Annotated in this window: 18 protein-coding genes and 1 tRNA gene; 11 read left to right on the top strand and 8 right to left on the bottom strand. The window is 72.2% G+C overall.

The genetic code is table 11. The annotated features are described in order from the left end of the window. Nucleotides 1–154 precede the first annotated feature (154 nt). The 4 genes from QA802_RS15505 to QA802_RS15490 all read right to left on the bottom strand — a co-directional run bounded on the left by QA802_RS15505 (nucleotide 155) and on the right by QA802_RS15490 (nucleotide 3,805). Nucleotides 155–466: a chaplin gene (locus QA802_RS15505; protein ID WP_334522571.1), complete on the bottom strand. Its 312-nt coding sequence runs from the start codon at nucleotides 464–466 to the stop codon at nucleotides 155–157. Between the two features lie 140 nt (nucleotides 467–606). After that, nucleotides 607–885 carry a phosphopantetheine-binding protein gene (locus tag QA802_RS15500; RefSeq protein WP_334522568.1) on the bottom strand — a complete coding sequence of 93 codons (279 nt, stop codon included), beginning with the start codon at nucleotides 883–885 and terminating at the stop codon, nucleotides 607–609. Beyond that, nucleotides 882–1,967, bottom strand: a complete 1,086-nt coding sequence (locus QA802_RS15495) for an HAD-IIIC family phosphatase (protein ID WP_334522565.1) — start codon at nucleotides 1,965–1,967, stop codon at nucleotides 882–884. Before QA802_RS15495 ends, QA802_RS15500 begins: the two co-directional genes overlap by 4 nt. Continuing rightward, a complete protein-coding gene (locus QA802_RS15490; RefSeq protein ID WP_334522562.1) occupies nucleotides 1,964–3,805 on the bottom strand; it encodes a GNAT family N-acetyltransferase in 1,842 nt (613 codons plus the stop codon). Before QA802_RS15490 ends, QA802_RS15495 begins: the two co-directional genes overlap by 4 nt. Nucleotides 3,806–4,267: 462 nt before the next feature. On the opposite strand from QA802_RS15490, the gene QA802_RS15485 reads away from it, so the two are divergent. Continuing rightward, on the top strand, nucleotides 4,268–4,648 hold the full coding sequence (locus tag QA802_RS15485) for an S-adenosylmethionine decarboxylase family protein (RefSeq protein WP_319172048.1): 381 nt from the start codon (nucleotides 4,268–4,270) through the stop codon (nucleotides 4,646–4,648). Between the two features lie 52 nt (nucleotides 4,649–4,700). Further along, entirely contained in the window at nucleotides 4,701–5,501 is an 801-nt protein-coding gene (locus tag QA802_RS15480; protein ID WP_334522555.1) for a 4'-phosphopantetheinyl transferase family protein, read from the top strand. Between the two features lie 172 nt (nucleotides 5,502–5,673). Here QA802_RS15480 and QA802_RS15475 read toward each other — a convergent pair. Continuing rightward, a tRNA-Arg gene (locus QA802_RS15475) sits at nucleotides 5,674–5,746 on the bottom strand. A gap of 320 nt (nucleotides 5,747–6,066) precedes the next feature. On the opposite strand from QA802_RS15475, the gene QA802_RS15470 reads away from it, so the two are divergent. From QA802_RS15470 to QA802_RS15455, 4 genes are all read left to right on the top strand, one after another. Continuing rightward, nucleotides 6,067–7,674 carry a dynamin family protein gene (locus QA802_RS15470; RefSeq protein WP_334522552.1) on the top strand — a complete coding sequence of 536 codons (1,608 nt, stop codon included), beginning with the start codon at nucleotides 6,067–6,069 and terminating at the stop codon, nucleotides 7,672–7,674. A 120-nt stretch (nucleotides 7,675–7,794) separates the two neighbouring features. Continuing rightward, entirely contained in the window at nucleotides 7,795–9,741 is a 1,947-nt protein-coding gene (locus tag QA802_RS15465; protein ID WP_443042120.1) for a YfjP family GTPase, read from the top strand. Nucleotides 9,742–10,160: 419 nt separating this feature from the next. Then, the gene (locus QA802_RS15460) at nucleotides 10,161–10,643 is read left to right on the top strand and encodes a single-stranded DNA-binding protein (protein ID WP_334522547.1); all 483 of its coding nucleotides are present in this window, start codon (nucleotides 10,161–10,163) and stop codon (nucleotides 10,641–10,643) included. Between the two features lie 298 nt (nucleotides 10,644–10,941). Next, a complete protein-coding gene (locus tag QA802_RS15455; protein ID WP_334522544.1) occupies nucleotides 10,942–12,369 on the top strand; it encodes a TQXA domain-containing protein in 1,428 nt (475 codons plus the stop codon). 15 nt (nucleotides 12,370–12,384) lie between these two features. Here the strand turns inward: QA802_RS15455 and QA802_RS15450 are convergent, their stop codons facing one another. Further along, nucleotides 12,385–13,032 (bottom strand): class I SAM-dependent methyltransferase, encoded by a 648-nt coding sequence (locus QA802_RS15450; RefSeq protein ID WP_334522541.1) that lies wholly within the window; start codon nucleotides 13,030–13,032, stop codon nucleotides 12,385–12,387. 75 nt (nucleotides 13,033–13,107) lie between these two features. On the opposite strand from QA802_RS15450, the gene QA802_RS15445 reads away from it, so the two are divergent. The 4 genes from QA802_RS15445 (at nucleotide 13,108) to QA802_RS15430 (ending at nucleotide 16,340) form a co-directional block, all read left to right on the top strand. Further along, nucleotides 13,108–13,329, top strand: coding sequence for a hypothetical protein (locus QA802_RS15445; protein ID WP_334522538.1), 222 nt, complete (start codon nucleotides 13,108–13,110; stop codon nucleotides 13,327–13,329). A 249-nt stretch (nucleotides 13,330–13,578) separates the two neighbouring features. Further along, on the top strand, nucleotides 13,579–15,243 hold the full coding sequence (ettA, locus tag QA802_RS15440) for an energy-dependent translational throttle protein EttA (RefSeq protein ID WP_307043023.1): 1,665 nt from the start codon (nucleotides 13,579–13,581) through the stop codon (nucleotides 15,241–15,243). Nucleotides 15,244–15,249: 6 nt separating this feature from the next. Then, nucleotides 15,250–15,663, top strand: a complete 414-nt coding sequence (locus tag QA802_RS15435; protein ID WP_319171358.1) for an acyl-CoA thioesterase — start codon at nucleotides 15,250–15,252, stop codon at nucleotides 15,661–15,663. Beyond that, on the top strand, nucleotides 15,660–16,340 hold the full coding sequence (locus tag QA802_RS15430; protein ID WP_334522533.1) for a DUF8010 domain-containing protein: 681 nt from the start codon (nucleotides 15,660–15,662) through the stop codon (nucleotides 16,338–16,340). The genes QA802_RS15435 and QA802_RS15430 overlap by 4 nt, the downstream gene beginning before the upstream one ends. Before the next feature lie 145 nt (nucleotides 16,341–16,485). Here the strand turns inward: QA802_RS15430 and QA802_RS15425 are convergent, their stop codons facing one another. Continuing rightward, the gene (locus QA802_RS15425) at nucleotides 16,486–16,899 is read right to left on the bottom strand and encodes a globin (protein ID WP_319171356.1); all 414 of its coding nucleotides are present in this window, start codon (nucleotides 16,897–16,899) and stop codon (nucleotides 16,486–16,488) included. Between the two features lie 103 nt (nucleotides 16,900–17,002). Between QA802_RS15425 and QA802_RS15420 the strand changes: the two genes are divergently transcribed. Then, a complete protein-coding gene (locus tag QA802_RS15420) occupies nucleotides 17,003–18,016 on the top strand; it encodes a methyltransferase domain-containing protein (RefSeq protein ID WP_334522529.1) in 1,014 nt (337 codons plus the stop codon). A gap of 54 nt (nucleotides 18,017–18,070) precedes the next feature. On the opposite strand, the gene QA802_RS15415 is transcribed toward QA802_RS15420, so the two are convergent. After that, nucleotides 18,071–19,846, bottom strand: a complete 1,776-nt coding sequence (locus QA802_RS15415) for an FHA domain-containing protein (protein ID WP_334522526.1) — start codon at nucleotides 19,844–19,846, stop codon at nucleotides 18,071–18,073. Between the last annotated feature and the right edge of the window lie 4 nt (nucleotides 19,847–19,850).

Raw genomic sequence — 19,850 nt, 5'->3', positions numbered from 1 at the left:
TCCTCGGTCACCGGGGCACGGCGGGATGCCGGGGCACGGCGGGAGGACACGGGAGGACAGGGGAGAGCCCCGGCGCTCGAGGTGCCGGGGCTCTCCTGGTGGTGCGTACGGTGCGTACGACCGGGGTGTACGCGCGAGGCGTACGGACGACTGCTCAGCCGCCGTAACCGCTGCCGCCGTGGCCGTGCTTGTCGTGGTGGTCGCCACCCTTGTCGTGGTGGTCGCCGCCGACGTTGGCGCAGGTGTTGCCGAAGGCCGGGTTCAGCAGGCCGATGACGCTGATGGTGTTGCCGCAGACGTTGACCGGGATGTTGATCGGGACCTGGACGACGTTGCCCGACACGACACCCGGCGAGCCCACGGCCGCGGCCTGCGCACCCGCGTCCGCCATGGCCAGGCCGGCTCCGCTGACCACCACGGCGCTGGTGCCGAGAGCAACAGCGGCGACCTTCGCGATGCGAGACATCACGTTCTCCTTAAGTGATTCGGTACGTGCGGCGGCAGGGGGCGCCGTCGCACGCCCCGTTCAACGCCGCCGCCCCCGACCGGTCACGGGACGGCCGTACGGATCACCCTTTTTGGACAGGGAGTAGTACAGACGGGTGGCTAGTGCGACTGGAGACAGGTCGCGACGAAGTCGGCCAGGGTGGCGATGGACTGCAGACTGTCCAGGCTCAGGTCCAGCGCGGCCACATCGACGCCGTAGCGCCGGTCGATCGCGCCCAGCAGGGCGACGCCGGCCAGCGAGGTGAGGCCGATGCGCGGACCGAACAGGTCGGCGTCGGAGGGGAGTTCCGCGACGAACGTCTCGTCCAGGCGGGCAGCCTCGGCGATCATCGAACGGATCTCCCGTTCCACCGCGGCCCGGTCCGGGGTGTCGCTCACGCCTTGGTGTCCTCTCGGTCGAAAACGTGCAGCCACGCGGGCGGCTCGGGCAGGTCGCCGTGCAGGGACCTGCCGAGGACCGCACCCGCGGCGGTGTCGGCGGTGGCGGCGGTGGCGTCCGTGCGGCGCAGGCCCGCCTGGCGGAGCAGGATGCGCATCTCGAGGTTGGCGTCCGTCGGGCGCAGCGTCACCCGGAACTCCTCGGCGCCGGCCGTGCGGGAGCGCTCCATCAGCCGGAACAGGAATGCGGCCGCAGCGCCCCGTCCGGCCACCCGGCAGGAGAGGGCAAGCAGCGGCACGGACCGGACGGCGGGATCGGTGCCGTCGACGAGGGCGGCACCGATGACGCCGTAGTCGCCGAAACGGTCCGTCATGGCGGCTGTGAACAGCTCGTGCCCCGCGAAGACGGCTAGTTCGCGCAGCCGGTCGGGGGTGAGGCCGGAGGAGTTCAGCCGGTGCGTGCGGGCGGCGAGCTCCAGTGCGCGCGGGATCTCCTCGGGTGTGGCGGCGCCGACGGTGAGGCGCATGCCGCACCAGCGCAGGAACTCCTCGCGGGTGCCCTGGAAGCGCTCGCCCTCGGCCCGGCGGGTCTCCTCGGTGCGGTAGCGCTGCACGCGCGCGCGGGACTCGGGGGTCTCCTCCCGGTCCTCGAAGGCGGCCAGCAGCGCGGGGACCTCCGCGGGGTCGAGGGTGCGCACGCCCGGCAGCAGGGCCTCGACCTCGGCGCGCTCGTAGGGCGAGTCGTCGACCAGGAGCAGAGACTCCACGGCGATGCCGAGGTCCTTCGCGATCGCGCGCAGCGACTCGCTCTTGTCCTGCCAGGAGACCTGCGGGGCGAGGAAGCGCGCCCGCAGGTCGGGCACGTCGTCCAGCCGGTCGAGCACCGAGGGCGCGCTGCGGCTGGCGATGCTGCTGAGCACGCCGCGGGCGGCCAGTGCGTCGATCGCGGCGAGGGCGGCGGGGCGGGGCGTGGGCAGGTCGTCGGTGGCCGACTCGACGGCGATCTCGTCCCACAGCGTGCCGTCGAGGTCCCAGACGACGCACTTGACCCGGTCGGGGTCGAAGCCCTCCGTGCCGGTCATCGGACGCCGTCCTGCTCCGGCAGGAACAGCTTCATCGCCAGGCTGGTGGGGTCGAAGCCGAACTTGCGGTAGACCGTGCGCATCGGGACGTTGCCCACGTGCACCCGGCCGACGACCTCGGTGATGCCGTTCGCCAGGCAGAACTCCAGGCCCGCGGTGAGCAGGAGTTCCGCGACGTCGCTGCGGTTGTCGACGGGGGACACCGCGAGGGAGCGGAAGTTGGCGTAACGGTCGCCGGTCATCGCGTTCTGGTTGATGCTCACCCAGCACCAGCCGACGGGCTCCCCGCCCGGCGCATTGGCGACGATCATGCCCTCCTTCGACTTCTCCATGGCCCGGCCGAGGCGGGTCGCCCAGCGCTCGGGGTCGTCGATGGCGTCCTCGCCGAAGGAGACCCGGGCGATCTCGGCCTCGAACCGTCCGATGGCCGGCAGATCGCGCTCGTCGGCCTGACGGGTGACGTACGGCTGTGCCCGCTCGGCGAGGGCGGCCCGGTCGTCGTCGTCCGGGGGGCGCCAGCCGTGGACGCGGCCGGAGGGGGAGGTGGGGGAGGTCGGGGACGTAGGGGAGGCGGGGGCCGTGACGGGTGCGGGCGGCGTCGGGGGTGTGACGGGTGTCGGGGCGGGGGCCGCGTCCTGCGGGGTGGGTGCCGGTGGCGGGGCCGGGGGCGTCGGGTCCTCCGCCGGGACCAGGCGGCCGGGGCGGAAGGGGCCCTTGCCGCAGCTCGGGCAGCCGTCGGCGCGCAGGGCGGCCACCGACGTCCAGCGGGCGCCGGGGCCGACGCGGATCCGGGCGTCGCACGCCGCGCACGTGTACTCGCGCTGCCGGGTCCGCTTGTCGCCCGTGTAGAGGGGGCCGCTGAACTCGCCCAGATGGGAGGGGGCCGTCGAGGTGGTCGTCAGGAGATGCTGGAAGAAGCCGACGCCGCCGAGGATGCCGCTGCCCTCGTACTCGTTGAAGTTGCGGATGTAGCCGTTGGTGACCAGGCCGAGCGCCATGATCTCCCGCTGCACCTCCAGCATCTCGTCCGGGCTCTTGCCGCCGAAGGAGAAGAAGACACTGTGCGCCGGACCGGGCCGCAGGCCCTCCACGGCGCGGGAGAGGAAGAGCCGGGCGCCTTCCGGGGTGTACGGCGGGTCGGTCATGGCCACGTCGTGCTGCCCGTGCAGCGCGGTGGGCAGCGGCAGCCGAAGATCGTGCCGGACGGTCTCCACGCGCGTGCCGAGACCGGCCGCCGTCTTTTGGATGTGGTCGAGGATCTCCTCGGAGATGTCCACGACGGTGACCTGCTCGACGATGGGGCCGCCGAGCACATCGCCCACCACGGCGACGGCGAGCGAGATCAGGTCGTCGTCCCCGATCAGCAGGAGCGAGCCGCCCGGCAGCGCGCCGGCCGTGAGCAGCGCGAGTACCCGGCGGACCTTGGTCTCGGCCGTGCAGTGCGACTGGTCGATCGCCATGTCGGCGGCGGGACCCGACTCCATCAGCGCGCGCAGCCGCCGCACCGCCTCGTCCAGCACGTCGGGAATGACCAGCTCGCGGCCGTCGCAGGCGCGGCAGGTGGCGTCGAGGACGAGGTCCATGCCGAGCCGGGCGACGAGCTTCTCACCGGCCTCGGTCAGCCGCGACGGGCGCTGCGTGGTGACGAGGCCGCGCCGACGCAGCTCGTTCCCCAGGGCGGCGACGATCGGGACGGGCAGCCCGGTGGCCCGGCTGAGGTCCTTGGTGGAGGCGGGGGCCAGCCGGCGCAGGGCGCGCAGGACGGACCGCACTCCCGGCGGACCCTCCTGGAGCCGGACGGCGTCCGCGACTTCCGTGAGCACGGACTCGGCGGGCACGGATTCGGTGGTGCTGCTCCCAGGGTGCCGACGCGCGTTGGTCACAATGCTGCTCCAGGCAAGCTGTTCGATGGATTGCGGGACCATCCAGTATACGGGCTGGTAGGCGGCCGAACGGACCCACTCCCGCAACGCGGAAACAATGGGAGATCGCGTTACGAAAGGGAAAGCGGAGAAATGTTTTCCGAAGTGTTTCGTCAGCGGTTGTGCGGCGATTCCGGAAGGTGGCGGACGGTTCGCGGAAAGAATACGAAACAGCTTCCGTGACGGCTTCTGCAACGGCTTCTGCAAGGGCTTCCGAAACAGTCCGGAAGGATTTCCGGCGGAATGTCTCGAGTGTCCCTGGGCCCCCTTGACAGAGGGCATGCGCGAGCCGTAGGGCATCCCGGATGCTACGCTGGGGGCCACCGAGCGCCTATGTGAAAGGAGACGGGGGAGGCTGTTCGTCACCCCCGGTTCCCCATGACCAACTCCGCCAGCCTCGCCACCGAGGGTATAAACGTCGACGATCTGTGCTCTTATGCGGTCGACGTATGGGTGAGCGACCACAGCATCCTGACCGACGAGGAGCGCCTCCTCAAGGTGCTGCGCACGGCCGCCGAAAAGGGTAACGCCACGGTTCTCGGTGAGGCGTCGCACGTTTTCCCGAACGGTGCGGTCACCGCCATTCTGCTGCTTTCCGCATCGCATCTGAGCATTCACACCTGGCCCGAATTCAGCCTGGCCAACGTGGATCTCCTCGCCTACGGTCGGCTGAACGGCGAGCGGATGATGCAGAGCGTGGAACTCGGCCTTTCGCCGACCCGGATCAACGTCACGCGCATGCTGCGCGCCGTGCACTGACCCGTTCCTTTCCTTCCGGCACCGGGCCCGTGATCTCCGTACCGGCGGGTTCGTGATCTCCGTACAGGTGGCGTGGGCGGGCCTCGGCGACGCCCACGCGGATCTGCTGACGCTCCTCGATCCCGTGGAGCGCGGCCGCCACGAGGAGACCGCCGCCCCGGCCGACCGGGCCCGCTTCCTCGTCGGCTGCGCCCTGAGCCGTCTGCTCCTGGGCGAGCTGCTCGACCTGCCCCCGGCGGACGTGCCGTTGCGGCGTGTGTGTCCCCGCTGCGGCGGACCGCACGGAAAGGTCCGGCTGGACGTGCCGGACGACCCCGCGCCGTACGACTTCTCCGTGACCCACAGCGGCGCCCTCGTCGGCGTGGCGGTGTCCCCGGACGGGGCCGTGGGCCTGGACGTCGAGGACGTCGACGTGCCCCTCGACGTAGACGCCGCCGCACGGACCGCACTGTCCGGGTCCGAGCTCGCCGCCCTGCACGCCCTGCCCCCCGCCGAGCGCCACCCCGCCTTCCTGCGCGTCTGGACCAGAAAAGAGGCCGTGCTGAAGGCCCTCGGCGTGGGCCTGCGCCTGCCGCTGCGCGGACTCGAGGTCTCGCCGCCCGAAGCACCCCCGGCCCTACTCGCCTGGCCACTTGCGCCCCCCGCCCACCCCGCCCCACACCTGACCGACCTGCGTCTGTCCGACCTGCGTCTGGCGGACCTGCTCGTCGACGGCGTGCACCCGGCGACGGTGGCGACAACAGTGCCGGAGACAGGGGCGGCGGCGGGGGCCCGTGGCGCCGTGAGCGGACCAGGAGACCTGCGGGTCGTCCCGCGCGACGGATCGGCGATACTCGCCGCGCACAGCCGCTGAACGGGCGGGGGAGCGGCGATGGGTCGGCGACGGGGAGCGTCCAGGCCACGGTCGCCGCAGTTCTCAAAATGCCCTCGCGGGCAGCGGAAAACCCTCCGTGAATGATCTCGCCAAGGGGTTAAGCGTGCTCTGAGCAGCAAAAATGCCCTCCCGGAGGGAGGGCGGAGACTTGCGCCCCCGGCAGGACTCGAACCTGCGGCCAAGCGCTTAGAAGGCGCCTGCTCTATCCACTGAGCTACGGGGGCCGATGTGGTGGCCTCGTACGTGCTGCCCGGGTGTGGGCTGATCCGCGACGTTGCCGGGGACAAGGATAGGGCTCCCGGTTCCTTGTCCCGGTTGCTTCGCCTCCGTGGCTCAATGTGGAGGTTCGGTGAAGCGGTCCTGATAATCGCAGGCAGGTGCGAATCGTGCACCGCTTTTGGCGTCCCTGGCCACGGGTGTTGTGCACTCGTTATGCCTGCGCTGCGCCTCTGTCCCACTCGTGCCTTCCGTCCCTTGTGTCCTATCGGCGCGCAGACATGCCTATATGCTTCATAAATCCCCTAAAATTGGGCATTCTTCGCGTGTGGTGACCTTGGACGTAAGGCCTCAGCTGCTCGACGCACTCTCCGCCCTGCGCGACCGTGTCGCCGCCGCACGCTTCCCGCTGCCCCTGACAGGGGCCCTGCGCGCGCGTGCCAACCGCGACGAACTGCTAGCCCAGCTCGACGACTACCTGGTGCCACGGCTCCGCCAGCCCGACGCGCCGTTGCTGGCGGTGGTGGGCGGCTCCACCGGCGCCGGCAAGTCGACCCTCGTCAACTCCCTGGTGGGGCGGCGCGTCAGCGAGGCGGGCGTGTTGCGGCCGACGACACGGACCCCGGTGCTGGTGTGCCATCCGGAGGACCATCACTGGTTCAGCGGCATGCGGGTGCTGCCCGGACTCGCCCGCGCGTGGGCCCCCCATCGGGAGTCGGCGGACGATCTGCTGCTCACCGGAGAGAACGGCAGACCCGTGCTGCGGATCGAGACCGCCGACACGCTCCCGCCCGGTCTCGCCCTTCTCGACGCGCCCGACATCGACTCGCTCGTCGCCGACAACCGCGTACTCGCCGCCGAACTGATCTGCGCCGCCGACATCTGGGTGATGGTCACGACGGCCTCCCGCTACGCCGACGCCGTGCCCTGGCACCTGCTGCGCACCGCCAAGGAGTACGACGTCATGCTCGTGACCGTCCTCGACCGGGTGCCCCACCAGGTCGTCTCCGAGGTGTCCCGGCAGTACGGCGCCCTGCTCACCAAAGCCGGGCTGGGCGAGGTGCCGCGCTTCACGGTGCCCGAACTGCCCGAGTCGGCCTGGGGCGGTGGGCTTCTTCCGGCCACCGCCGTGGCGCAACTGCGCGCCTGGCTCGTCCACCACGCCCAGGACCCGGCCGCCCGCAACCACGCCCTCGCCCGCACCGCCCACGGCGTCCTGAACTCCCTCAAGGCGCGGATGCCCGAACTGGCCGGCGCCGCCGCCGCGCAGTACGCGGCCGCACTGCGGCTCACATCGGCCGCCGAGGCAGCGTACGACAGCGAGTACACGCGCGTGCGGGGTCGTCTGCAGAACGGCGCGGTCCTCGCGGGCGACGCGCTCAAACGCTGGCGGGCCTTCCCACTGGACTGCACCGCCGGTGAACTCCTCGACGCCCTGGTGGAGAGCCTCGCCACGCTGCTGCTGTGCGCGGTCACCGCCGCCGACGAACGCGTCGACGAGGCCTGGCGTCGTGAACCGGGCTCACAGGCCGCGGAGCTGACGGTCCAAGACGCCTCCCCGGAGAGCGCCGAGCACCGCATCGGCCTCGCCGTACGACGGTGGCGGCGCGAGCTGGAGGAGTACGCCGAGGACGAGGTACGTGCCCTGGCGCGGGGCGTCACGCTCGACGCGGAGTCGGTCGCCGCCCTCGTCGCCACGGCGCTGCTGGGCGGGCGCAGGGCGCGTTCCGCGGGCGAGGGGCTCGCCGAGCGGATCGGCGCCCACGGGGCGCTGCGGCTGCGCGACCGGGGCGGGCGGCTGCTCGCCGAACACCTCGACCGGGTCATGCACGCCGAACGAGAACGCCGGCTCGCCCCCCTCGACGGACTCGACGTCCACGCCGAACCCCAGGCCGAACTCATTGCCGCGCTGTCCGTACTGCAGAAGGAGAGGTGACCGGTGACCGCCGTCACTGACCAGGACCACACGGACCAGACAGGCCACACGGACCAGACAGGTCACACGGAACAGACAGGTCACACGGACCAGACAGGCCACACGGACCAGACAGGTCACATGGAACAGGAGGAGAAGGAAGGCCCGGGTCACGAAAGCCACCAGGAGCACCAAGAGCACCAGATGGACCAGGAGAATCAGGGGCGTGAGGACCGGCAGCGGCAGCAGGAGGACCGCGGCGTCCAGGAGTGCGCCGAGAGCACGGCGCAGGAGCCGACCGGCCACGCGCGCGTGGCCGACGGGACCGAGGACGACGTCCTGCCGCGTCCGGACGCCGACGAGGACTCCGACGAGGCCTGGGACGACGGTCTCATCGCCCGTCGTGTGAGCGAGGCCGCCGCCGCTGAACAGGCGGCGGCGGCCGACAAGGCGGCTCGGTCCGGCGGCGGAGGCGGCGCCCTGCCCTCGACCCCGCTCGTCTACGACGCGCCGCTGCGCTCGCGGCTGGAGGCGCTGCGTGAACTCGTGGGGCTCTCCCGCACGCGCCTCGACAGCAGGACACTCGCCCAGGCCGGCCGGGTCCTGGACGAGGCGGCCGCCCGGCGCCGACACTCCGGGCAGCACACCGTGGTCGCTCTCGCGGGCGCAACCGGCAGCGGCAAGTCGCAGCTGTTCAACGCCCTCGCCGGCGTCACGATTTCGGAGACGGGCGTTCGCCGGCCGACCACGTCGTCGCCCATTGTGTGCAGCTGGAGCGACGGCGCGTCGTCCCTCATCGACCGGCTCGGCATCCCGGGCCGGCTGCGCAGACGGCCGGTGCAGAGCGCGGAGGCGGAGGCGCAGTTGCGCGGGCTCGTCCTGATCGACCTGCCTGACCACGACTCGGCGGCCGTGCGGCACCGTGAGCAGGTCGATCGGGTGCTGGCGCTCGTGGACGCCGTCATCTGGGTCGTCGACCCGGAGAAGTACGCCGACGCCGTCCTGCACGAACGGTATCTGCGGCCCATGGCCGGGCACGCGGAGGTCATGTTCGTCGTCCTCAACCAGGTCGACCGGCTGCCCGGCGAGGCCGCCGAGCTGGTCCTGGACGATCTGCGGCGGCTGCTCGACGAGGACGGCGTCGCCCTCGGCGAGTACGGCGAACCGGGCGCCACCGTGCTCGCACTGTCCGCGCTGACCGGCGACGGCGTCGGCGAACTGCGCGAGGTGCTGGGCCAGTTCGTCGCGGAGCGCGGCGCCGCCGCCCGGCGCATCTCGGCCGACGTGGACGCCGCGGCCTGGCGACTGCGGTCCGTCTACGCCACCGGACGACGCATCGGGCTGAGCGAGGAGGCGCGGGACGAGTTCGCCGACCGGCTGGCGGACGCGGTGGGCGCCACCGCGGCGGGTGAGGCCGCCGAGCGCGCCTGGCTGCGCAACGCCAACCGCGCGTGCGGGACGCCCTGGCTGCGGCTGTGGCGATGGCATCAGGACCGGCGCGACCCTCCCACCGGACGGCTGCCGGTCCGCGCCCAGGCCGACGAGGAGGCCACTGCACGGCAGCGCGTCGAACAGGCGGTGCGCACCCTGTCGGAGCGGGCCTCGGCCGGGCTGCCGGCGCCCTGGGCACAGGCCGTCCGGGAGGCGGCGGTACGTGGCGCGCAGGGACTGCCCGAGGCGCTGGACGACCTGGCGGCGCGGGCCGGGCTGCCGCCGGGACGACCGCCCCGGCCGGGCTGGTGGCCGGTCGCCGTCCTGGCGCAGGCGGGCATGACGCTCCTGCAGGTCGTCGGCGGACTGTGGCTGGTCGGTCAGATCGTCGGAGTCATGGCCCCCAACCTCGGGGTTCCGGTGCTGTTGATGGTGGCCGGCATCGTCGGCGGCCCGCTGGTCGAGTGGAGTTGCCGCATGGCGGCCCGGGGACCGGCCCGGCGGTACGGGCACGACGCGGAACGCCGGCTGCGGGAGGCGGCAGCCGGCTGCGGACGGGCCCGGGTGCTGGACCCCGTCGCCTCGGAACTGCTGCGTTACCGGGAGGTGCGGGAGCAGTACGCCAGGGTCACAGGGGCGGTGGCGGGCGCGCGGTGAGGTGAGGGGGTGCGCGGTGAACGGGCGCACGGTGAAGCGGCGCGCGGACTGGGGCCTCAGGGGTCCTGACCGTTGAGCGGGCCGGTCGTCTGAGCCTGGACGGTCGGGCGGGTCCGGTCTTCTGGGACCCGAGACCGAGGAGCGGATCCGCTGGGGGTGAGCTTCGGGAGCACGGGCGTGGATCACTCGTCCGGGTGGTGGAGTTTTCCACAGGCGGGCGGTGGTCCACAGTGCTCGGCGGGCCCGGCCCGACGGAGGCAGTCTGGCTTCGCGGCGGTCGCGACGGACGCGGTCGCCGCGAACGGCGCTGACGGCACACGGTGAACACCACCGCGGCCGTCGCGGCGGACGCAGCCGTACGGGACGGGCCCGTGCGTGTGACCGGGCGGCACGACCGTCCGGGCGAAGGAGGGGTTCGCGTGAACGAGACGATGGTCTGCGCAGTGGGCAACGTGGCGACGCAGCCGGTCTACCGGGACCTTGCGGCGGGTGCGTCGGCGAGGTTCCGGCTGGCGGTGACCTCGCGCTACTGGGACCGGGAGAAGAGCGCCTGGACCGACGGACACACCAACTTCTTCACGGTCTGGGCCAACCGGCAGCTGGCCCAGAACGCGATGGCCTCGCTGAACGTCGGGGACCCGGTGATCGTCCAGGGGAGGCTGAAGGTGCGCACGGAGTCTCGCGAGGGGCAGCAGGGCTGGACCTCCGCGGACATCGACGCCGTGGCGATCGGCCACGACATCGCACGGGGCACGTCGGCATTCCGGCGGCAGGGCCGTGCCGAGTCCGCGGCGGCAGGACCGCCGCCACAGCCCGAGCCCGACTGGGCGACCCCGGTCGCCGCTGCGGCGGACGCGAAGTCCGACGACGCACGGCGTCGCGAGCCGGCGGGGGTGACCTGAACCGGCCCGGCGATCCGCAGCGGAGTGCAGTGATGACGGTCAGTCAACAGTGGGTCGTGGCATATCGACGCATCCGCGCGGAGCGACGGAGTGGACAAGTCGACATGTCGCACCCTCGAGCCGATCGGTGGACGATCTTGGGGATAACGATTCCGAGTCGGATCGGTGATCCGACGAGATGACCGGCAGGCGTGGTGCGCGGCGTCTCTAGGATGCCGGACGTAGCTCACTGGGGCTTCTGATTCTGCTGGTGGGACCGTACCCCCACATCAACGGGTCCTGCTCGAAGGGGAATTGTGTGATTTCTTCGTTCTCCGCGTTGTTCGCACGCGGGCGGGGCCCGGTCCGTCTCGCGGCGGCGTCCGTGGCGGCCGTGACGTCCGGCCTCGTCGCCGTCGGCGTGCTCGCCACCGCGGGCACGGCCGCCGCGACAGAGATGACACAGAGTCAGGGCGGGGCCACCGCGACGATCGGCGGCCTCAAGACCTACGGTCCCGCCCTGGTCCATGCCGACGGCGGCGACCAGGAGGTGTCGGCCGGCCTGTTCGAGATGTCCGTCGAGGGCGGCGGCACCCTGCAGACGTACTCCGTCGACCTCTACAACCCCACGCAGAGGGACGCCAAGTACCACGAGACGCCCTGGAGCGGCACGCTGCTGGCCGCCAACCGGAACGCGGGCCGCATCCGTTGGATCCTGCAGCACTCCTACCCCCAGATCAACGATCTCGCCTCGCTCGCCGAGAAGGCCGGCATCGGCGGCGGCCTCACCGAGCAGGACGCGGCCGCCGGCACCCAGGTGGCCGTCTGGCGCTACTCGGACGGCGCGGTGGTCGACGCCGTCGACCCGCAGGCCGAACGGCTCGCGGACTACCTGCAGAAGGCCGCCCGGGTCGTCGCGGAACCCGCGGCCTCCCTCACCCTCGACGCGCCCGCCGTGTCCGGCCGCCCGGGCGAACTGCTCGGCCCGGTGACGGTCCACACCAACGCGACGAGCGCGACGGTGGCACCGCCGGTGGACGCCGCCACCAGCGGAGTGCGGATCGTCGGCAAGGACGGCAAGCCGCTCACGGCCGTGTCGGACGGCAGCCAGCTGTTCTTCGACGTGCCCGCCGACACGGCCGCCGGCTCGGCCGAACTGACCGTGCAGGCCTCCACCACCGTCCCGGTCGGCCGAGCCTTCACCTCCGACAGCCGCAGCCAGACCCAGATCCTGGCCGGCTCCAGCGAGTCCACGGTGTCGGCGACCGCGAGCGCGGCCTGGGCCCAGAAGGGCGCCATACCGGCACTGTCCGCGGCGAAGAACTGCGCGAAGACCGGCGTCGACATCGCCGCCGCCAACCCGGGCGACGAGGCCTTCACCTTCGAGCTGATGGGGCTGCAGCACACCATCCCCGCCGGCGGGTCCAAGACGGTGACGGTCCCGCTGCAGGAGGACCAGGCCTACGACTTCTCGATCGTCGGCCCGCAGGGCGACCAGCACAGGTTCACCGGCGTCCTGGACTGCCGCACGCAGTCCGACGAGGTCGCCGACCTGACCACCCAGACCCTGAGCGAACCGAGCCCGGCCACCGTGGGCGGCGTCTCCACCGCGGACGACACCGACCTCGCCGCGACGGGCGGCAGCAGTGCCACCCCGCTCATCGCGGGCACGGCCATCGGCCTGGTGGTCATCGGCGGAGCGGCGCTCCTGTTCATCGGACGGAAGGAGAACGGCTCACAGAGCTGACCGGCGGCCTCGGGCTCAGGTCGCGGGGCGCAGCCTGTCGTACCCCACGAAAGTGAAGACGCGCTCGCCCGGCTGCAACGGCCGGGACGGTCCCCGGAAGCGGTGCACGCCCACGGACTGAAACTGCTCCTCGTCCGTGACCCACTCGCGTTCGAAGCCCCGCTCCTCGAACCACCCGCAGATCAGTGGAACCCGGTCCGGGGCCTTGCGATTCCTGGTCCAGATCACCCGGCCTCCGGTCGCGCACAGCTGCGTGCAGGCGTCGACGGTCCGTTCGATGTCCGGATCTGTGATGTTTCCGAACACTCCGCAGAGCAGCACGAGGTCGGCCGGCGCCATCCCGGCGTAGTGATCGAGGAGCGAGGCGTCGCCGGCGACGACCTCGACCTGTGCGAGACCGGCCGACCGCACGGCGTCGAGGGCCGCGTCGACGTTGTGCCGATCAAGCTCCACCAGCCGCGCCCGCACGTCCTCGCGACGCGGGTGACCAGGCAGAACGCCCAGCAGATCGCGTCCCTGCCCCGCGCAGAGGCTCACCACCCGGAGCGGGCCGGGCGGACAGTCGTCCAGTGCCAGCCGCACCTGTTCCCGCACCGTCGACAGGCGCCGGGCAAGCGGCGAATCCGGGGCGTCGTACCGGTCGTGCCACCTGTTCCAGTCCACCCGGGAGACCCTAGAAGAAGGCCGACCGCGGACTCCAGCCGATTTCCACCCCGATCCAGGCGCATACTGAAGGCAATGACAAAACCTTCTGCACCGAAGCGTCACTTGCCCACCAGCCCCTTCAAGGCGCCGACCACACTCGTGCCCAAGCACTTTGCCGTGGGCGACCAGGTGACACACGACATGTACGGCCTCGGCCGAGTGATCGGCATCGAGGACGGGATCGCCGCGCTCGTGGATTTCGGCTCGGCACAAGAGCGGATCCTGAGCCCCTACGCCAAGATGACCAAGCTCTAGCACCGCACCGCACCGCACCGCACGGCACCACGGGCGGCGTGCCGCGACAGAACACTGCCGCGGCCGCCCGCCGACCACTGGCACCGCTTGCCGATCAACGGCACCGCCGGCGCCCCGCCCCCGGGTCCTCCCGGCGAAAACCCCAGATCAAAGCCCCCTGCCCGGACGGGTTTCCCCCGAGGGGTAGCCGTCCGGCAAGATGGGGTGTATCTGCCCACTGCCAGATTTCAAGCTGCCGGACGGTTTCTCTTGGCTGAGTACATCTACACCATGCGCAAGACGCGCAAGGCACACGGCGACAAGGTCATCCTTGACGACGTAACGCTGAGCTTCCTGCCCGGCGCGAAGATCGGTGTGGTCGGGCCGAACGGCGCCGGTAAGTCCACCGTTCTGAAGATCATGGCGGGACTGGAGCAGCCCTCCAACGGCGACGCGTTCCTGTCGCCCGGCTACAGCGTCGGGATGCTGCTGCAGGAGCCGCCGCTCGACGAGTCCAAGACCGTCCTGGAGAACGTGCAGGACGGCGCGGCTGAGATCATGGGCAAGCTCAAGCGCTTCAACGAGGTCGCCGAGCTGATGGCGACGGACTACTCCGACGCGCTGCTGGACGAGATGGGCAAGCTGCAGGAGGACCTCGACCACGCAGGCGCGTGGGACCTGGACACCCAGCTCGAGCAGGCCATGGACGCCCTGGGCTGCCCGCCCGGCGACTGGCCCGTCACCAACCTCTCCGGCGGTGAGCGCCGCCGCGTCGCGCTGTGCAAGCTGCTGCTCGAGGCGCCCGACCTGCTGCTTCTCGACGAGCCCACCAACCACCTGGACGCCGAGTCCGTGCAGTGGCTGGAGCAGCACCTCGCGAAGTACCCCGGCACCGTCGTCGCCGTCACCCACGACCGGTACTTCCTGGACAACGTCGCGGGCTGGATCCTGGAGCTCGACCGCGGCCGGGCCATCGGCTACGAGGGCAACTACTCCACCTACCTGGAGACGAAGCAGAGCCGTCTCAAGGTCGAGGGACAGAAGGACGCCAAGCGCGCCAAGCGTCTGAAGGAAGAGCTCGAGTGGGTGCGGTCCAACGCCAAGGGGCGTCAGGCCAAGTCCAAGGCCCGTCTCGCCCGCTACGAGGAGATGGCCGCCGAAGCCGACAAGATGCGGAAGCTGGACTTCGAGGAGATCCAGATCCCGCCGGGCCCGCGCCTGGGCTCCATCGTCGTCGAGGTCAACAACCTCTCCAAGGCCTTCGGTGACAAGGTCCTCATCGACGACCTGAGCTTCACGCTGCCGCGCAACGGCATCGTCGGCGTCATCGGCCCGAACGGCGCCGGCAAGACGACCCTCTTCAAGATGATCCAGGGATTCGAAGAGCCCGACTCCGGGTCCATCAAGGTCGGCGACACCGTCAAGATCTCGTACGTCGACCAGAGCCGCGAGAACATCGACCCGAAGAAGTCGCTGTGGGCCGTGGTCTCCGACGAGCTCGACTACATCAACGTCGGCCAGGTCGAGATGCCGTCACGCGCGTACGTCTCCGCGTTCGGCTTCAAGGGGCCCGACCAGCAGAAGCCGGCCGGTGTGCTCTCCGGCGGTGAGCGCAACCGTCTGAACCTCGCGCTCACCCTCAAGCAGGGCGGCAACCTGCTCCTCCTCGACGAGCCGACCAACGACCTCGACGTGGAGACGCTGTCCTCCCTGGAGAACGCGCTGCTGGAGTTCCCGGGCGCCGCGGTGGTCGTCTCCCACGACCGGTGGTTCCTGGACCGGGTCGCCACCCACATCCTCGCCTACGAGGGTGACTCCCGGTGGTTCTGGTTCGAGGGCAACTTCGAGTCGTACGAGAAGAACAAGATCGAGCGGCTGGGCGCGGACGCCGCGCGTCCGCACCGTGCCACCTACAAGAAGCTGACCCGGGACTGATCGATCTTGCGGCACACTTACCGCTGCCCGCTGCGCTGGGCGGACATGGACGCGTACGGCCACGTCAACAACGTGGTCTTCCTCCGCTATCTGGAGGAAGCCCGTATCGACTTCCTGTTTCGTCCGGAGAAGGACTTCCAGCAGGGGTCCGTGGTGGCGCGCCACGAGATCGACTACAAGCGGCAGCTCGTCCACCGGCACACGCCCGTGGACATCGAGCTGTGGGTCACCGACATACGGGCGGCGTCCTTCACCATCTCCTACGAGGTGAAGGACGGCGACGACGTGTACGTGCGGGCCTCCACCGTCATCGTGCCGTTCGACTTCGCGACGCAACGGCCGCGCCGGATCACCGCCGAGGAACGCCTCTTCCTCGAGGAGTACCAGGACGACGACGCCGAGAAGGCCGTCGCCGCATGACGGTGCTCCACCTCGCCGACGAGGGGGAGGCCGCGGACCTCGCGGCCTTCCTCTCCCGGCTGCTCCACTACGACCGCGGAGCCGCGGTGCGGCTGCAGGCGGCGGGCACCGCGCTCGCCGTCTTCGGACGGCCGCCGTCCTTCGAGGTGCTCGCGATCCGCGCGGTCCGGCTCGCCAAGCCGTACGAGGACGGCCTCGACGTCACGCTGGACGTGACGGTGTCGGCGGGGCAGCTGCTGGAGGCGGTGGCCGAGAGCGCCGCCACGGTCGGCGTCCCCGCCGCGGTCACCGGGCCGCCGTGGGCCGGCGTGCTGCCGCCGCGCGGCGGGTGGCGGCCCGAGGCGGGCCTGCCCGCGCCGGACGCGCTGCGGGCGGCGGTCGGTGCGGTCGTCGCCGAATTCCGGTCCCGCACCGAGGAGTTGGCGGCCGAACTGCGGACCCGGGCCGAACTCGACCGGATCGGACGGGAGATCTGGTCCCGGACCATCGGGGACACCGGACTTCCCGTGCGGGCCGTGCACGCGGCCCAGTCGCTCGGCTTCCTCCGGCCCGCGGCCGGCCCCGGGGACCTGACGCTGCTCTCACTCGGCGGGTGGCTGCGGCTGCGGACCCCGTACGGGTCCATCGCGGTACGGCGCGCGGGACGGCTCGGAGCGCTCGACGTCAGCGTGCGCTGACGTCGTCGTCCGACACGTTGCGCGTGACGTCTCCCACACCTTGCCTGGTCGTCCGACACCGTCGCGCGCTGACGTCGTCCGACGCCGTCGGCGTGCCTGGCCCTGACGTGTCTGGCCCTGACGTCCCGTGCGGCATGTCGGGGGTCTAGTCCGGGGTGTTCACCATCGACGCCGCCGCGTACGTCAGGTACTTCCACAGCGTGTGCTCGTGCTCCTGCGACAGGCCGAGTTCGTCCACCGCGACCCGCATGTGCGCCAGCCACGCGTCGTGCGCCGCCCGGTCCACGGCGAAGGGGGCGTGCCGCATGCGCAGCCGCGGGTGACCGCGCTGATCGCTGTAGGTCGTCGGGCCGCCCCAGTACTGCATGAGGAACAGAGTGAAGCGCTCCTCGGCCGGGCCCAGGTCCTCCTCCGGGTACATGGGCCGCAGCAGTGGGTCCTCGGCGACACCCTGGTAGAAGCGGTGGACCAGCCGGCGGAAGGTCTCCTCCCCGCCGACCTGCTCGTAGAAGGTCTGCTCCTGCAGCGTGCCGCGCCGAATCTCTGTCACGCCTCCCATGGTCTCAGACGCCGCGACGGAGGACTCGAGGCTTAGGACCTGCCCAAGGACCCGCCCTTCCCGGATGCTCGCTTCGGGGGGCCGCGCACCGCACAGTGGAGTCATGGGTGTCCACGATCTCGAACCCGCCGGTGCGGCCGGCCTCGCCGCCTCCGCGCGGGCCCTGCTGGTGCGGGAGATCGAGGCGAGCGGATCGTTCGCCGCCGACCCGCGATGGCGGGAGGCCTTCGCGACGGTGCCGCGCCACCTCTTCGTGCCGTACTACTACGTCGCCGGCCCCGGCGGCTACGAGCGACGCTGGGGCGAGAGTCCCGACCGGCGCGTCAGGGAGCGCTGGCTGCGGGGCGCGTACGAGGACACCCCGCTCGCCACCCGGCTGCGCGACGGCGTGCTGCTCTCGTCCAGCAGCCAGCCGTCGCTGATGGCGCTGATGCTGGCCGAGCTGCGGGTCGAGGACGGCGACCGGGTCCTGGAGATCGGCGCGGGCACGGGATACAACGCGGCGCTGCTGTCGTACCGGCTCGGCGAGGAGAACGTCACCACCGTGGATCTGGATCCGGAGATCACCGAGTCCGCTCGCCGGCATCTCGCGGCCGCCGGGTACCGGCCCGCCGTCGTCACCGGGGACGGGGCGCGAGGGGTTCCCGAACGTGCCCCCTTCGACCGGATCATCGCGACCTGCACGCTGGCGTCGATCCCGCGCGCCTGGCTCGCCCAGTGCGCCCCCGGGGCCCTGATCCTCGCGCCGCTCGCCACCGGGCTGATCGCGCTGACGGTCCGGGACGCCGGACACGCGGAAGGGCGGTTCCTGCACACCCCGGCCTACTTCGTGCCGCTGCGCGGGTCGGACCGGCCCGACCCGGAGCCGGTGACCCCCGCGGGGGTGCCCGGCCGGGCCAGGGAGAGCGACCGGTTCCGCTTCCTGCTGTCCCTGACCCGGGAGGCCCTCGACCCGCAGGAGGCGTGCTCGTTGTGGGAGCGCGAGGGCATGCCGGGACGGGAGCGCTACGGCATCACGATCGGCGGCGGACACGCGTGGGCGTGGCTCGACGATCCGGAGGGGCCGTACGCATGGCCCCTGCCGGGATCGTCGGGCCCCGATCTGATCGAGCTGTGACCCGTGACCCGCTCTCCCGGCCGGGAGAGCGGCCCGAGGAGGCGGGGCGGCGGGTCAGCCGCGGCGGACGGTGATCGTCGTCCAGGCGCCCACATGGACCTGGTCGCCGTCCTGCAACGGCACCGGGACGAACGGCTGGATCGGCTCCTCCGAGCCGTTGACCGTCGTGCCGTTCGTCGAATTCTGGTCGACGACGGCCCAACTGCCGTCGGGCTGCTGCACCAGCACCGCGTGCTGGTGTGAGACGCCCGGGTCCTCCGGCGGCACCGACAGGTCTATGTCGGGGGTCTCGCCCGTGGAATGGCGGCGGCGGCCGATGGTGATCTGGTTGCCGGTGAGCGTGCGCTGCTGCTCGGGCGAGTACGCGGGCAGGTTCAGGCCCGCGGCCTCGGGACCCGAGCGGTGCATCATCGCCATGAAGTACGAGCGGTCCGGACCGATGGTCGCCGTCCAGGTCGTCGGCTGCTGCTGGAACCCCTGGTCGGGCGGGGGCGGGGCCTGTGCGGCCCCCGTCTGCGGGTAGCCGTAGCCACCGCCGCCCCGGGGCGCGCCCTGACTCCTGGGGTCCCCCTGGCCGGGGCCCGTGTGCGACGGCGGGGAGATCACCCAGTCGTCGTCACCCCCGCCGAAGGGCAGGCCGCCGGGCTGCTGCCGGCCGGTCTCCTGCGGGTAGCCGGGCGGGGACGGCGGGCCGGACGGCTGGTAGGCCTGCGCGACTCCGGGGCCACCGGGGCCACCGGGACCGCCCTGGCCGCCGTGACCTCCGGGGCCGCCCTGGCCCGGGAAGCCGGGACCTGCCGTGGTCGTCGGTCCGGGCGGGCCCGGCCGCGAGGGCTCGCCGCCGAAGCCCGAGGGGCCGCCCTCACCGGGACGGGCCGGGCCGGGGGGACGGCCGCCGGGTCCGGAGGGCTCACGTCCGAAGGGGTCGCCGGACGGGCCGGACGGCTCACGTCCGAAGGGATCGGCGGACTGGCCGCCCTGTTCGCGCCGGTAGGGGTCCGAGGGCGGGCCCGGCGGCTGCCCGAAGGGATCGCCGGACGGACGGCCGCCGGGGCCGGGTCCGGCACCGGGGCCGGAGGGCCCACGGCCGAAGGGGTCGCCGCCAGGAGCGGTGGGGGGACCGCCGAAGGCGCCCGCCGGGGGGCCGCCGGCGGGACCGGGTGCGCCACCGGGCCTGCCCGGTGCACCGGGGCCGCCCGGCTCACGTCCGAACGGCGAGGGTGCGCCGGCCTGTCCCGCGGGGCCGCCCACGCCGCCGGGACCGCCCTGCCGTCCCGGCTGCTCGCCGCCGAACGGCGGGCCCTGCGGAATCGGTTCCGCGGGACGGTTCACCTGCGACGGGCGGGAACCCTGGTACTCGAAGGAATCACTGCCCCCGTAGGACGGCGGCGGTGGCTGGAACCGCCCGTCGGACCCCGGCCCGCCCGGGCCCGGCGCCCCCGGACCCTGCCCGCCGGGACCCATCTGACCGGGGCCACCAGGACCGCCCGGGCCGGGGCCCGGCGTGCGCGGGGGAGCAGCCGGGGTGTACGAGGTCGCGGTGTTGGTGAGGAAGTTCCACCGGCACTCCTCGCAGAACGGCGCGCCGCCCTCGCGGGGCGTGCGGCACTGCGGGCAGAGCTCGGGTTCGTGGCCGGGCGCCGAGGGCAGGCGACGTCCGTCGGGCCGGCCGCCGCCCTGGCCGGGCGGGGGCGGCGGGAAGCCGTAGCCGCCGCCCGCGGTGGGGGGCGGCGGGGGCGGGGGCGGAGGCACGGCACCGGCCATGCGGTGACCGCAGACCTCGCACCAGTCGTCGGAACCCGACTGGTGTCCGTTCGGGCAGGTCGGCATGTCG

This window comes from Streptomyces sp. B21-105 (assembly GCF_036898465.1).
Lineage (GTDB): Bacteria > Actinomycetota > Actinomycetes > Streptomycetales > Streptomycetaceae > Streptomyces.
The sequence above is the reverse complement of the archived record's forward strand: the minus strand, read 5'-3'. Positions and strand labels throughout refer to the sequence as shown.

Excerpts from the sequence above, each read along its gene's own strand:
- QA802_RS15505 (WP_334522571.1), bottom strand. The coding sequence starts at position 466 with ATGTCTCGCATCGCGAAGGTCGCCGCTGTTGCTCTCGGCACCAGCGCC.
- QA802_RS15495 (WP_334522565.1), bottom strand. The coding sequence starts at position 1,967 with ATGACCGGCACGGAGGGCTTCGACCCCGACCGGGTCAAGTGCGTCGTC.
- QA802_RS15485 (WP_319172048.1), top strand. The coding sequence starts at position 4,268 with ATGACCAACTCCGCCAGCCTCGCCACCGAGGGTATAAACGTCGACGAT.
- QA802_RS15465 (WP_443042120.1), top strand. The coding sequence starts at position 7,795 with ATGGAACAGGAGGAGAAGGAAGGCCCGGGTCACGAAAGCCACCAGGAG.
- QA802_RS15445 (WP_334522538.1), top strand. The coding sequence starts at position 13,108 with ATGACAAAACCTTCTGCACCGAAGCGTCACTTGCCCACCAGCCCCTTC.
- QA802_RS15430 (WP_334522533.1), top strand. The coding sequence starts at position 15,660 with ATGACGGTGCTCCACCTCGCCGACGAGGGGGAGGCCGCGGACCTCGCG.
- QA802_RS15425 (WP_319171356.1), bottom strand. The coding sequence starts at position 16,899 with ATGGGAGGCGTGACAGAGATTCGGCGCGGCACGCTGCAGGAGCAGACC.
- QA802_RS15420 (WP_334522529.1), top strand. The coding sequence starts at position 17,003 with ATGGGTGTCCACGATCTCGAACCCGCCGGTGCGGCCGGCCTCGCCGCC.
- QA802_RS15415 (WP_334522526.1), bottom strand. The coding sequence starts at position 19,846 with ATGCCGACCTGCCCGAACGGACACCAGTCGGGTTCCGACGACTGGTGC.